This window comes from Aeromonas sp. S19(2024) (assembly GCF_041402625.1).
Lineage (GTDB): Bacteria > Pseudomonadota > Gammaproteobacteria > Enterobacterales > Aeromonadaceae > Aeromonas > Aeromonas caviae.
Genome location: NZ_JBGLQU010000004.1, coordinates 124,671 through 137,430, shown reverse-complemented (window position 1 = coordinate 137,430; position 12,760 = coordinate 124,671). Strand labels below are relative to the sequence as shown.

General features: G+C 63.9%; 13 protein-coding genes. 9 read left to right on the top strand and 4 right to left on the bottom strand.

Features of this window, described 5'->3' with window-relative positions; all coding sequences use genetic code 11:
* The first annotated feature begins 201 nt into the window (after nucleotides 1-201).
* The 4 genes from hemC to ACB037_RS10120 are packed head-to-tail and all read left to right on the top strand — an operon-like array spanning nucleotide 202 to nucleotide 4,159.
* Nucleotides 202-1,131: a hydroxymethylbilane synthase gene (hemC, locus tag ACB037_RS10135; protein WP_171865284.1), complete on the top strand. Its 930-nt coding sequence runs from the start codon at nucleotides 202-204 to the stop codon at nucleotides 1,129-1,131.
* 46 nt (nucleotides 1,132-1,177) lie between these two features.
* Nucleotides 1,178-1,912 (top strand): uroporphyrinogen-III synthase, encoded by a 735-nt coding sequence (locus ACB037_RS10130; RefSeq protein ID WP_039039810.1) that lies wholly within the window; start codon nucleotides 1,178-1,180, stop codon nucleotides 1,910-1,912.
* Nucleotides 1,909-2,985: a uroporphyrinogen-III C-methyltransferase gene (locus ACB037_RS10125; protein ID WP_039039811.1), complete on the top strand. Its 1,077-nt coding sequence runs from the start codon at nucleotides 1,909-1,911 to the stop codon at nucleotides 2,983-2,985. Before ACB037_RS10130 ends, ACB037_RS10125 begins: the two co-directional genes overlap by 4 nt.
* Before the next feature lie 10 nt (nucleotides 2,986-2,995).
* The gene (locus ACB037_RS10120; RefSeq protein ID WP_371175298.1) at nucleotides 2,996-4,159 is read left to right on the top strand and encodes a heme biosynthesis HemY N-terminal domain-containing protein; all 1,164 of its coding nucleotides are present in this window, start codon (nucleotides 2,996-2,998) and stop codon (nucleotides 4,157-4,159) included.
* A gap of 168 nt (nucleotides 4,160-4,327) precedes the next feature.
* Here the strand turns inward: ACB037_RS10120 and ACB037_RS10115 are convergent, their stop codons facing one another.
* Complete coding sequence (locus ACB037_RS10115) at nucleotides 4,328-4,579, bottom strand: YkgJ family cysteine cluster protein (RefSeq protein ID WP_010675884.1); 252 nt, start codon at nucleotides 4,577-4,579, stop codon at nucleotides 4,328-4,330.
* Nucleotides 4,580-4,934: 355 nt separating this feature from the next.
* Nucleotides 4,935-5,945: a class II fructose-bisphosphatase gene (glpX, locus tag ACB037_RS10110; protein ID WP_039040467.1), complete on the bottom strand. Its 1,011-nt coding sequence runs from the start codon at nucleotides 5,943-5,945 to the stop codon at nucleotides 4,935-4,937.
* A gap of 218 nt (nucleotides 5,946-6,163) precedes the next feature.
* Between glpX and ACB037_RS10105 the strand changes: the two genes are divergently transcribed.
* A complete protein-coding gene (locus ACB037_RS10105) occupies nucleotides 6,164-7,222 on the top strand; it encodes a porin (protein ID WP_029313567.1) in 1,059 nt (352 codons plus the stop codon).
* 85 nt (nucleotides 7,223-7,307) lie between these two features.
* Here the strand turns inward: ACB037_RS10105 and ACB037_RS10100 are convergent, their stop codons facing one another.
* The gene (locus tag ACB037_RS10100) at nucleotides 7,308-7,787 is read right to left on the bottom strand and encodes an N-acetyltransferase family protein (protein WP_371175297.1); all 480 of its coding nucleotides are present in this window, start codon (nucleotides 7,785-7,787) and stop codon (nucleotides 7,308-7,310) included.
* A 272-nt stretch (nucleotides 7,788-8,059) separates the two neighbouring features.
* Between ACB037_RS10100 and ACB037_RS10095 the strand changes: the two genes are divergently transcribed.
* The 3 genes from ACB037_RS10095 to ACB037_RS10085 all read left to right on the top strand — a co-directional run bounded on the left by ACB037_RS10095 (nucleotide 8,060) and on the right by ACB037_RS10085 (nucleotide 12,002).
* On the top strand, nucleotides 8,060-10,102 hold the full coding sequence (locus ACB037_RS10095; RefSeq protein WP_371175296.1) for a TonB-dependent receptor: 2,043 nt from the start codon (nucleotides 8,060-8,062) through the stop codon (nucleotides 10,100-10,102).
* Nucleotides 10,103-10,167: 65 nt separating this feature from the next.
* The gene (locus ACB037_RS10090) at nucleotides 10,168-10,788 is read left to right on the top strand and encodes a PepSY-associated TM helix domain-containing protein (protein WP_042015357.1); all 621 of its coding nucleotides are present in this window, start codon (nucleotides 10,168-10,170) and stop codon (nucleotides 10,786-10,788) included.
* A 176-nt stretch (nucleotides 10,789-10,964) separates the two neighbouring features.
* Nucleotides 10,965-12,002: an acyltransferase gene (locus ACB037_RS10085; RefSeq protein ID WP_201872990.1), complete on the top strand. Its 1,038-nt coding sequence runs from the start codon at nucleotides 10,965-10,967 to the stop codon at nucleotides 12,000-12,002.
* On the opposite strand, the gene ACB037_RS10080 is transcribed toward ACB037_RS10085, so the two are convergent.
* Nucleotides 11,974-12,330: a winged helix-turn-helix transcriptional regulator gene (locus ACB037_RS10080; RefSeq protein WP_371175295.1), complete on the bottom strand. Its 357-nt coding sequence runs from the start codon at nucleotides 12,328-12,330 to the stop codon at nucleotides 11,974-11,976. The genes ACB037_RS10085 and ACB037_RS10080 overlap by 29 nt on opposite strands.
* A gap of 121 nt (nucleotides 12,331-12,451) precedes the next feature.
* Between ACB037_RS10080 and ACB037_RS10075 the strand changes: the two genes are divergently transcribed.
* Complete coding sequence (locus ACB037_RS10075) at nucleotides 12,452-12,757, top strand: monooxygenase (RefSeq protein WP_052814439.1); 306 nt, start codon at nucleotides 12,452-12,454, stop codon at nucleotides 12,755-12,757.
* The last annotated feature ends 3 nt before the right edge of the window (nucleotides 12,758-12,760 follow it).

Below are 12,760 nucleotides of genomic sequence, written 5' to 3'. Positions count from 1 at the left end.
CTGACCCCGTTCATAAAGGTATCAGCGGAAAGTAATAAAAATGCCTTTTTTCAATGAGTTAAAATCAATTATTGGCTGAATGAAAATAATTTTCAGCCCCCGTTTTTGAGCTTGGCCCCGCTTTTGCGGGCTGCGCCATGAAAGCCCCTGCAAAGGGTGGTAAGATCGTTTTCCTCTCAAAAGATGAAACAACTGATTGATATGGCAGCCCGAACCCTGAGAATTGCCACTCGAAAGAGCCCACTGGCCCTGTGGCAGGCCAATTTTGTGAAAGATCGGCTGGAGGCACTCCATCCGGATCTGCAGGTCGAACTGGTGCCCATGAGCACCCAGGGTGACAAGATCCTCGACACCCCCCTCGCCAAGGTCGGCGGCAAGGGGTTGTTCGTCAAGGAACTGGAGACTGCCATGCTGGAAGGGCGTGCCGACATCGCTGTCCACTCCATGAAAGACGTACCCGTGGAGTTCCCCGACGGACTCGGCCTGCACACCATCTGTGAGCGCGAAGACCCGCGCGATGCCTTTGTTTCCAACCATTTCAACCAGATAGACGAGCTGCCTCAAGGGGCCGTGGTCGGCACCTCCAGCCTGCGCCGTCAGTGCCAGCTGCGGGCCGCCCGTCCGGATCTGGTGATCCGCGACCTTCGGGGCAACGTCAACACCCGCCTCGCCAAGCTGGATGCCGGTGAATATGACGCCATCATCCTGGCCGCCGCCGGCCTGAAACGACTGGAGATGGCCCATCGCATCGCCGCCTTCATCGAGCCCGAGCAGAGCCTGCCCGCCAACGGCCAGGGGGCGGTCGGCATCGAATGCCGCCTCGACGATCACGAGCTGCACGCCCTGCTGGCGCCGCTCGAACACCCCGAGACCCGCATCCGGGTGCTGACCGAGCGCGCCATGAACCGCGCCCTGCAAGGGGGCTGTCAGGTGCCTATCGGGGCCTACGCCCTGGTACAGGGAGAAGAGGTATGGCTGCGCGGCCTGGTGGGCAGCCCGGATGGCAGCCGCGTCATTCGCGACGAGATCCGCGGCCCCCTGGCAGAGGGCGAGGCACTGGGCCACACCCTGGCCCAGCGCCTGCTGGCCGCCGGCGCCGACGTCATCCTGGCCGAGGTCTACCGGGCATGAGTGCAGTACGGACCGGTTCGCGGTCATCTGCCCGGAGCGCCCCCTGATGGTCCCCCTGGTGGTGCGCCCGGCCGCCCAGGCCAACCAGCTGGTGCAGATGCTGCACCAGTTGGGTCATGCACCGCTCTGCTGTCCGTTGCTGGAAACCCGGCCGGGATGCGACCTCCCTCACCTGGGTGACATGCTGCGGGAGGCGGACCTCGTTATCGCCGTCAGCATGCATGCCGTTCATTTTGCACATCATTTTCTGTTGCAAACTGGTCAGACCTGGCCACATATTGATTACTTTGCAGTCGGCCAGGCGAGTGCGGATGCCTTCGCCGAGGCGGGCATCCAGGCCCTGTGCCCGGCCGATCCCCGCAGTGAAGGGCTGCTGGCCCTGCCGGCGCTGCAAGGGGTGAGTGGCCGCCGGGTGCTGATCCTGCGCGGCAACGACGGGCGGGATCTCATCGCCCGGACGCTGGCCTCACGGGGCGCACTGGTGCACTATTGTGCCACCTACGAGCGCCACTACCCCGATCTTGACGGGGACGCATTGACCCGCCACTGGCAGGCTGCCGGGCTCGACAGCCTGCTCATCACCAGTGGCGAACTGTTGCAGCGGTTGCTGGCCCTGGTGCCCGGCCCGCAGCACCCCTGGCTTTATGACCGCCTGCTGGTGGTACCCAGTCCCCGGGTGGCCGAGATGGCAGAAGGGGCTGGTTTTACCCGTATCGTGATTGCCCAAGGTGCATCCAACCAGGCTCTGGTGGCCGCCCTGGAACTGAGGAAGATGGAATGACTGAACAGCAAGAAGTCCAGCCGAGTGCCGCGGCCACCGTGGCCGACAACAACAAGCCCGCGCCCGGAACGACAGGGAGCAAGAAGGGCAGCTCTGGCACCGTGCTTGGCGGCATCGCCATCCTGCTGGCCCTGGGGCTGGCCGGTGGTCTCTATGTGCACGGACACCAGAACGCCGTTGCCCAGCAGGCCGAACTGGTAGCCCTCAAGCAGCAACTGGCCGACGCCATGACCAGAATTGATCAGGGCAGCAGCAAGGATGCCGAACAGATCGGTGCCCTCGGCAAGAGCCAGCAGCAGTTGCAGGAGGCGCTGGACGCCTTGCAGACCAAGGTGCTGGATCTGGACGACAAGCGCCCCAATGACTGGATGCTGGCGGAATCCGAATACCTGGTGCGCATGGCGGGCCGCAAGCTGTGGCTCGAACACGACATCGTCTCCGCCATCACATTGCTCGGCAACGCCGACGAGCGCATCAAGGCGCTCAACGACCCCAGCCTGATGCCCATCCGCAAGGCGCTGGCGGAAGACATCGCCAAGCTCAAGGGGATGCCGCGAGTCGATCGCGAAGGGTTGACCCTGAAGCTGGCCGCCCTCTCGGACCAGATCGAGCTGCTGCCCCTCTCCACCGTCAGCATGCCGGAAGCCAAGAGCGAGCCCGACCAGACCGTCAGCACCAACCCGGACGAGTGGCAGAGCAACCTGAAGAAGAACTGGGTCAAGTTCACCGAAAACTTCATCACCATCCGTCGTCGCGATGGCGCCGTGGAAGCCCTGCTCTCCCCGCAGCAGGAGATCTTCCTGCGGGAGAACCTCAAGACCAAGCTGCTGCAGGCCCAGCTCGCCGTCTATCGCGAACAGCAGTCCCTCTATGTCGACAGCCTGGAGAAGGCCCAGCGCTGGCTGACCCAGTATTTCGATGCCGACAACAGCGCCACCCAGTACATGCAGTCCGAGCTCGACAAGCTCAAAGGCGAGCAGATCCAGTTTGACTACCCGGATCAGTTCAAGACCCAGACCATGCTGGAACAGGTGCTGACCGAACGCCTGCAACGCATCCTGGCCGGCAACTGAGGAGGAGACCATGATTCGTCTGATCGTCATAGTCGCCGTGATGGTGGCGGGCCTCATCTTCGGTCCCGAAGCCTCCGGCAACAAGGGCTATGTGCTCATCTCGCTGGGCAACTACACGGTGGAATCCTCGGTCACCAGCGCGGTGATCCTGGCGGTGCTGTTCTACGGCGCCCTGCTCATCGTGGAATGGGTGCTGGCCCGCCTGTTCGGCCTGCGCCGCAAAACCCAGGGCTGGTTCGGCTCCCGCCGCCGCCGCAAGGCCAACCTGCAAACCGTCAATGCCACCCTGGCCATGGCCGAGGGGCACTACAACCAGGCCGAGAAGCTCCTCATCAAGGGCGCAGACAACAGCGACACCCCGCTGCTCAACTACCTGAGCGCCGCCCGGGTGGCCCAGGCCCGGGGCGATGACGTGCGCCGGGACCACTACCTGCAGAAAGCCCTGGAAGAGAACCCCAAGGCAGAGCTGGCACTGACCCTGATCCAGACCCAGTTGCAGATTGAGCAGGGCCAGTACGACAGCGCACTCGGTCGCCTCGAGTCCATCTATGCCCTCAACCCGCGCCACCCCATGGTGCTGGATCAGCTGCGTCAGGTGTATCTGGCCCGTGAAGACTGGGCGGCCCTCATCGATCTCGCCCCTGCCCTGCGCAAGGTGGGCAAGCTGACCGCCCAGCAGGAAGAGACCCTGCTGCACCAGGCGTGGTGCGGTCGTCTGGAGGCCGCCAGCGGCTCCCTCGACACCCTGCGCACGGTCTGGCAGGGTCTGCCCCGCAAACAGCGCCAGGATCCCGTGTTGCTGGCCAGTTACGGGGATCGCCTGCGCCGATTGGGGGCCGATGCCGAAGCCGCCGATCTCTGGCTGGAGGCCCTGCGCAAGGATCCCTCCCCCGAGCTGTTCGCCCGCCTGCCCAAGCTCAAACTGGACGACTACCAGCCCATGCTGACCCTGCTCAGAAAGATCCAGGATCAGCCTGGCGCCGAAGCCGCGCTGGCCCGGGTCTGCCTGCTGGCCGGTCAGCTGGACGAAGCCCAGCGCCTGCTGGAGCAGGAAGTGGCGAAGGCGCCTGATGCCGCCCTCTACCACGCCCTCGGCCAGGTGATGGACAAGCGCCGCCTGACCAACAAGGCCAACGAGTACTACCGCCAGGCATTGCAGCTGGCCGACGTCTGACGCCAGTTCGTCACGAAACAGGAAGAGGCCGCAATTGCGGCCTCTTTTTATTGGTATTGTTTATTGCCATTGTTCCGAATGGTGGCTCTCTTCTCCCCTTGCGGGAGAAGGGGCGGAGATGAAGGGAGACAAGCAGACACCCTTTCCCCGAGGGAGAGGGTCAAGGGCTCAGGCGGTCAGCCGCTCCAGCTCGCCGATAAGCCAGATGGCCTCCTGGCGATGGGAGCCGCACACGTCCGCCATGGGGCGAAAGCCGCCGCACACCGCCGGGCGCTCCGGCTGGCCGAAGATCTTGCACCCCAGGTGCGCATCGAGCTGCACACAGGGCACACCGGCGGGCTTGCCATCCGGCATGCCGGGAATGGCACTGCTGATGCTGGGGGCGATGCAGCAGGCACCGCATCCCTGACGACATTCCATGTGATTTTTCCTCTGTGGGGCACCGCAGTGTAGCAAGGAGTCCGGTTTCTCCTAAGCCTTATCCCTGCACGGGCATCCTGGCGCCCTGCAGAGCGCAAAAAGCCCGGCAGTGCCGGGCTTTTTGCTGCGGGAGTCAGCACATCACAGGATGATGTCACGTACCACGCTGTCCTTGCGATCCAGGAAGTGGATCGACTTGATGCGACGGCATGAGAGTTCGTGACTTGCCGCCACCGCCATCCTCCTGCTTACAGGATGATGTCACGTACCACACTGTCCTTGCGATCCAGGAAGTGGATCGGCTTGATACGACGGCATGAGAGTACGTGACTTGCCGCCACCGCCATCCTCCTGCTTACAGGATGATGTCCCGTACCACGCTGTCTTTGCGATCCAGGAAGTGGATCGACTTGATACGACGGATGGTGCGCGATTTGCCGCGGATCAGCAGGGTCTCGGTGGTTGCCATGACGCCGTCGCTGGTGATCCCTTCCAGCAGATCACCCTTGGTGATGCCGGTGGCCGAGAAGATGACGTTGTCATTCTTGGCCAGATCTTCGAGCTTGAGCACCTTGCTCACGTCGATGCCCAGCTCCTCGCAGCGCGCGATCTCCTGTTCACCCAGGGCGCGAACCTCGGGGCTGTCACCCTTGACCTGGTGGCGGGGGATCAGGCGAGCCTGCATGTCGCCGTCCAGGGCGCGGATCACCGCGGCGGAGATCACCCCTTCCGGTGCGCCACCGATGCCGTAGAGCATGTCCACTTCGCTGTCCGGCAGACAGGTGAGGATGGAGGCGGCCACGTCACCGTCGGGAATGGCGAACACCCGCACCCCCAGGCCCTGCATCTCCTTGATCGCCTTGTCATGACGCGGCTTGGCCAGGGTGATGACGGTCAGACGGGAGAGGGGCTTGCCGAGCGCCTTGGCCACGGCCTTGAGGTTCAGCTCCAGGGCCTGATCGAGATCGATGGCGCCTCTCGCCTTGGGGCCCACGATCAGCTTTTCCATGTACATGTCGGGGGCCTTGAGGAAGGATCCCTTGTCGCCCACCGCCAGCACGGCCAGGGCATTGGCCTGACCCATGGCGGTCATGCGGGTCCCTTCGATGGGATCGACCGCGATGTCCACGGCGTCGCCCTGACCCGTGCCCACCTTCTCGCCGATGTAAAGCATGGGGGCTTCGTCGATCTCCCCTTCGCCGATCACAATCTCGCCATCGATCTGGATCTGATTGAGGATGTGACGCATGGCCGCCACGGCCGCGCCATCGGCGATATTCTTGTCACCACGTCCGAGCCACTTGTAGCCAGCCAGTGCAGCCGCTTCCGTCACTCGGGAAAATTCGATTGCCAGTTCACGTCTCATCGCATATCCAACCTTAGGAGCTCGAAAACGGGCGGCATTCTACCACAAGGGCAAACCTTTGCGCGTAAAAGTGGCGACCAGCCACATAAATCCCGGTTTTCATCCCGCTGACATGGAACCGACACGGTTTGTTCATTGCACGGTCACCCGACTGTCATCTGTCACTTCTAGCATGGCCCCGTCTTTTAAAACAAAAGCTTGCAACACAAGGGATCATGATGAAAAAGCTGACAGTAGTAGCATTGGCTCTTACCGCCGCCTTCCAGGCTCAAGCCGTCGAAGTGTACAAAAACGAGAGCACCCTGCTCGACCTCTACGGCCGCATCTACGCCGGCCAGTTCTTCGGCGAGAAGAAAGAGCTGGACGCCAACGGTGACATCAAGAACGAATACAGCGACAAGCAGGGGGCCAACCAGTTTGTCCGTCTGGGCGCCAAGGTAGAGAGCGAGATCAACCCGGGTCTCAAGGCGCTGGCCCAGTACGAACTGCAGATGTACATCAACGACAGCGAGAAGACCGTCAGCGAGAACTCCGACAACCTGCGTACCCGTCTGGCGTTCGCCGGTGTCGGCGCCAACTGGGGGACCGTCACCTTCGGTCGCCAGAAGGGGGCTCCTGGCTTCCTGGCGGACTGGACTGATGTCTCTCTCTCCGACGGTTACGGCAACGAGGCACTGGGCGCCAAGACCGACACCTTCGCCACCAACCGCGCCGGCTCCGTGCTGAAGTACTCCGGCCTGTTCAACGGTTTCCAGGTCGATACCAGCTACAAGTTCGATGGCGGTGACACCGAAGAGACCTCCAGCAAGGACAGCGATGCCGCCTACGGTGCCGCCGTGGCCTACACCTTCCCGTTCAACCTCTCCCTGGGGACCGCCTACAACGTGGGCATCCGCGACAAGAGCGGTGAAGAGGATGCCAAGCTGTGGCTGCTCTCCGCCAAGTACGACAACAAGGCCCTCTACGCCGCCCTGAGCTATGCCGACGGCAGCGACTTCCTGGCCACTGGCAAGGATCACACCGGCTGGGAAGGGGCGCTGGGTTACAACTTCGAGAGCGGCTTCGGCCTGATGGCCCTGTGGAACAAGCAGAAGGTGGAGCAGGCTGGCAAGTCTGACTACGACTCCATCGACTACTACACCCTGGGTGCCCAGTACAAGTTCAACAAGAACCTGCGCGTCATCGGCGAGTACCGCATCAACAACCTCGACAGCCATGACAGCGGCAAGCTCAACACCAAGGATGACTTCCAGCTGGCGGCCCGCTACGACTTCTAAGTCGACCCAGGCTGGCCCCAAAAAAACGGCGCGCAGAGCAATCTGCGCGCCGTTTTCATTTGCCGCGATCGCGGCGCTCCACCATTCAGAGCGTCTTCTGCCAGAACATGGCCCGGCCCACCTCGGGATCGAGCTCATAACCCGCAAAGCCGCTGGCACGATAGGCAGCCTGGGCCACCTTGTTCCCCTCCAGCACCTCCAGGGTCAGCTTGCAGCAACCGAGCTCCCGGGCGAGCCGCTCCGCCTCCGCCAACAGCTGCTTGCCGATGCCGTGGCCGCGATGAGCAGGGTGCACCGCCACGTCGTGGATATTGAGCAGCGGCCGACAGGCGAAGGTCGAGAAGCCCTCGAAGCAGGTGGCAACGCCAGCGGGCTCCCCATCGACCCAGGCCAGCAGCACATGGGCACCGGGTCGCGCGGCCAGGGCTTCGGCCAGATTCGCCTTCACCTCGTCCGCCAGTGCACTGCCGCCCCCCATCTCGTCCCTGGCGTATTCGTCCAGCATCGCGATCAGCGCCTCGCCGTGGCGAGGGTTGTGCAGATCCGCCCTGATGATCTCGACCATGTTTCTCTCCCTGTGTGTTCCGGATGGTGCGCCAAGGCGCGAGGCCACCATGGTAGCGTCCCCTCCGAACCGAACCAAGGTTCCCCCGGCCTTTTCCCCGAGATTCCAGCCCCCTCAGTGCCTGCCCGCCAATGATCTCTTTTTCTTGCATCTTCTCCTTGCAAGGCAAATGAAAATCAATATCATTAGCAACCTCTCGCGATGAGAGAAATCAATAATTACAAATAAATCAACAAGTTCAGGCCGATTGGTCGACAAAGAGTCACACCCAGATGAACCATTCCACCCCCCCGCGCGCCTTGCTGGGCGTCGCCTTGCTGGCGGTTTGCACCAGCCCCCGTGCCGAAGACGAAACCCTGACCGTGGTCGGCAAACGCAGCCAACATGAAGAGGTCGCCACCGCGACCCGCACCGCCACCCCGGCCAAGCTGGTGCCCCAGAGCATCGAGAGCGTCAAGGCAAGCGAGCTGACCGCCTTCGGCCAGCCCACCCTGAGTGAAGCCCTGACCGGCATCCCTGGCGTCAACGCCAGCGGCGACACCCGCTTTGACGGCGTCACCATCCGCGGTTTCAGCGCCAGCAACGACTTCTACCTCGACGGCTTGCGCGACGACATGCAATACACCCGCGACCTTGGCAACATCGAACGGGTCGAAGTGCTCAAGGGCCCCGCCGCCGTGCTCTACGGCCGTGGCAGCACGGGCGGCATCGTCAACCGGGTCAGCAAGGTTCCCCAGAAGGGGCAGGCCTCCAGCGTCAGCGCCCAGGTCGGCAGCTTCGACAGCCGACGCTTCGCCGCCGATCTCAACGGCGAGGCAGGAGAGCGGGTACAGGTGCGCCTGAACCTGGCCCAGGAAGACAAAGACAGCTTTCGCGACGACGTGACCAGCAAGCGCACCCTGCTGGCCCCCTCCGTCAACTGGGAGATCACCGACACCCTGAACTGGCTGGTGCAATACGAGCGCAACGAGCACGATCGCACCCCGGATCGCGGCATTCCCGGCGTCGATGGTCGCCCGGCGGATGTCCCCATCGAGAGCGTCTACAGCGACACCCGCCGCGACTTCATCGACGATGTGGCCCAGTCCACCCGCTCCCGCTTCACCTGGGACATCAACGATCAGTGGCAACTGCGCCAGCAGCTCGGCTACACCACCCTCGACAGCCAGTTCGACAATACCTATGTCACCAGCGTCAAGGGTGACAAGGTGACCCGCGCCCGCTGGCAGCAGGATCTCAAGGCCAGCAGCCTCACCAGCAACACCGAGGCGGAAGGCCAGCTGCAAACCGGTCCCATCGCCCATCGTCTGCTGGTGGGCCTGGAGCAGGGCTGGCAGGATCGCACCCCCAAGCTCTACCAGAACGCCAGCCCGATCCCGGCAGGCAACCTCTATGATCCGGGCTCCCTGCCCACCTACGACGGCGCCATGAAACTCTCCAGCGACGCCCATCACAGGGTGCGCGGTGTCGGCCTCTATGTGCAGGATCAACTCAGCCTGGGCGACTGGCACCTGCTGGCAGGCCTGCGCCGCGACGACTTCACCGTCACCAGCCGCCGCAACGACCTCGACAAGGAAGAGACCCTCTCGGTCACCAGCCTGAGTCCGCGCCTGGGCCTGGTGTGGAACCCCATCGAGGAGCATGCCTTCTACACCTCCTACAGCAAGACCTTCACCCCGGTGGGCGGTGAGCTTATCGGCATCACCCCGGGGGACAAGAACAACAACCTGGATCCCCAGCACACCCGGCTCTATGAAGGGGGCGTGAAGAGCGACTGGCTGAACGGCCGCCTCGCCACCACCCTCTCCCTCTACCGACTGGAGATGTACAACAAGCGCAGCAAGGATCCGCTGGATCCCACCCGGGTGATCCTCACCGGTCTGCAGCGCACCGACGGCATCGAGCTGAGCGCCCGTGCCCAGCTGACCGACGAGATCTATCTGCGCGGCGGCGTCGCCATCCAGGATGCCGAGCAGGTCAAGGCAGACGCGGACCTGCAAGGCAAGCGACCGATGAACGTCTCCCGCCAGAACGGCCAACTGTTCGTCGGCTACCAGAGCGGCAAGCAGGGCTGGTTCGGCGAGACCGGGATGACGGCGGTGGGGGATCGCTTCGCCGACAACGCCAACACCACCACCTTGCCCGGTTACGCCCGCTTCGACGCCCGTGCCGGCTACCGCTGGCCCCAGTGGGAAGCCCAGCTGAGCGTGGAGAACCTGACCGATCACGACTACTTCGTCAGCGCCACCAGCGCGGCCCAGATCATGCCGGGCATGCCCCGTCAGCTGCACCTGACCGCCGCCTACCGCTTCTGATCCTCCCTGTTTACCGATCCCTCTGGCCAGCGTTCGCTGGCCAGATTGTTATGAAGCACCGAACGATGACACGCAGAAAACTCCCCCTGCACAACAACAAGTGGGTGCGCCGCATCCACGCCTGGGCAGGCTTTGCCACCCTCACCCTGATGCTGCTCTACGGCCTCACCGGCCTCTGGCTGCAACACAGGGCCGTGCTGCCCCTGCCCGGTCCCCACACCGCCAAATCGAGCGAAGAGATAGTACTGAGCACGCCGCTGGCCAGCCCGGATGAATTGAAAGCCCTGCTGCAACAGCGTTATGCAGACATGTTCGAGGAGGGGCGACCCCAGATCACCCCGCCCCAGACCCTGCCCACACCATCCGGCTCCCTCACCCTGCCGGCCCGCTGGGAGCTGCGCGGCGTCACCCTCAGCCAGAGCGTGGCCGCCAGCTATGTGGAAGGCACTCTGCTGGTGCGCACCGAGCTGCAGCAGGCCAACTTCGCTGCCAGCCTCAACCGGCTGCACCGTGGCATGGGCACCGGCCTGCCCTGGCAACTGGTGGGAGATCTGGCGGCCCTGGCCATGCTGCTGCTGGCCCTCACCAGCCTGCTGATGTGGAACAAGCTGCACGGCCCCGCCGGTCGCGGCATCGCCCTGCTGCTGCTGGGCGCCCTGGTCACCGTGCTGGTGGCCCTGCTCTAGCTCTTTTACCGACACCAAAACGGGATCCTGCTCCCGGCGGCGGTAACCTTGCCCGCACCTCGGGTAACAAAGGGTAACCGGCCTCCGATGGGGGTCACAGTTGGCGACCAGGCGGCTGGATAGGGAACGCCTGCGGCTGATAGGGTGCGCCCAGCTCCCGAACGCCACGAGGAATCATGCGCATCTCCAGCATCGAATGCGGGCGAGTGGTGGCCATCCTGGCCGTGATGACCATCCATCTCTCCCCCTTCAGCAACCCCTTCGACCCCGCCCTGTGGGACGGCACGCCCTACCCTCTGGTCGGGGCCGTCATCAACCAGCTCTGCCGCTTCGCGGTGCCGCTGTTCTTCCTGTGCGCCGGTTACTTCTTGCAACCCGCCCTCGCCGCGGGCCACCCGCTGACGGTCGCACTGCGCTACTGCCGACCCCTGCTGGGGCTCTGGCTGGCGTGGAGCCTGCTCTACGTGCTGATACCGTTCAACCCGCTCGCGGCGGTGAGCGAGGGCTACCTGCACGCCATGGCGGGCCAGTGGCAGATGCAGCTCGGGGATCCGCTCAACGTCTGGTGGGTGGGCGGCATGATCCACCTCTGGTTCCTGCCCGCCCTGATGGTGGCGGTGCTGATCCTGGGGCTCTGCCAGCAGGTCCGCCTGCCGAGGCTGGCCCTGCTGCTGGGGGCCCTGCTCTACGCCCTGGCCCTGATCGGCGGCTCCTATGGCCCGCTGCTGCCGGGGGGCGAGTGGGCCCTGCTGACCCGCAACGGCCCTTTCTTCTCCTTGCTGTTCGTGGCGCTTGGCGCCGAGCTGCGCCTGCGTGCCTGGCAGCCGGACGCCAGGCGCTGCGCCCTGATGATGATGGCGGGGATGGGGCTCTACGCCCTGGAGGCCGCAGGGCTGCTGCGCGTTGCCGCCGTCCCCCTCGCTCGTCACGATTTCCTGCTGGGTTCGCTCCCCTGGGCGCTGGGGCTGTTCGGCCTGCTGCTGGCCAACCCGGCATGGGGCAAAGGCAGCTGGCTGGAGCGCCAGGCCCCCAAGGTGCTCGGCCTCTACTGTCTGCACATGATGCTGGTGGTGTGGCTGATGATCTTCGGCCCCCAGGGCAAGCAGGTGTGGTGGGAACTCCTCAAGGTACCCGCGCTGCTGGCGCTCACTCTGCTCGGCTACCGACTGCTGGCGGCCACCGCCCTCAGCCGCTGGTTGCTGCGGGCTCGCTAGAAACAGGACCCTGACCAGCCAGCAGATCAACGTGGTTCAGCGCAAAATCGTGCATCTGCTGAAGCAGGGGGATCAGGGCATCGCCAAGCGGGCTCAGGCTGTACTCCACCCTGGGCGGTACGTCGGGGTAGAGGGTGCGGATGATGACACCGTCGCTCTCCAGCTCCTTGAGCTGGGCGGTGAGCACCTTCTGGCTCACCTCGGGCAGGCAGCGGCGCAGGTCGCCGAAACGCAGGGTCTGTTCGCGCAGATGAAACAGAATGGCCGACTTCCATTTGCCGATCAGCAGGCGCAATACCTGATAGGCGGGACAGGGCAGTGAGGGCACGGTATGGCTCGTGAGTGGTTACTTTGCGGTAACTATGCCACGAAAATGTGCCTTCTTGCAGCCAAGATGCCGGCTTCCTATGATGCGGATTCCGTCAATCAACACCCACGAGAGGTTTATGATGCCCAGCCTGCTGCAGATCCATTTCAACTTCCCCGCCGAGATGATGGGACCGGCCCTCACTGCTGCGGCCATGCCGCTGGCCGACTCCATCACCCGGGAGCCCGGCTTCATCTCCAAGATCTGGACCGAGAACCCGCGCACCGGCGAGGCGGGCGGCATCTATCTGTTCGAGGATGAGGGGAGCGCCCTCGCCTACGCCACCATGCACGAGCAGCGGGTGCTCGCCATGGGCGCCAGCGCGGTGCAGTACAAGGTGTTCGACGTCAACGAGCCCCTGAGTCGCCTCACCAAGGGCATCGCCTAGTCC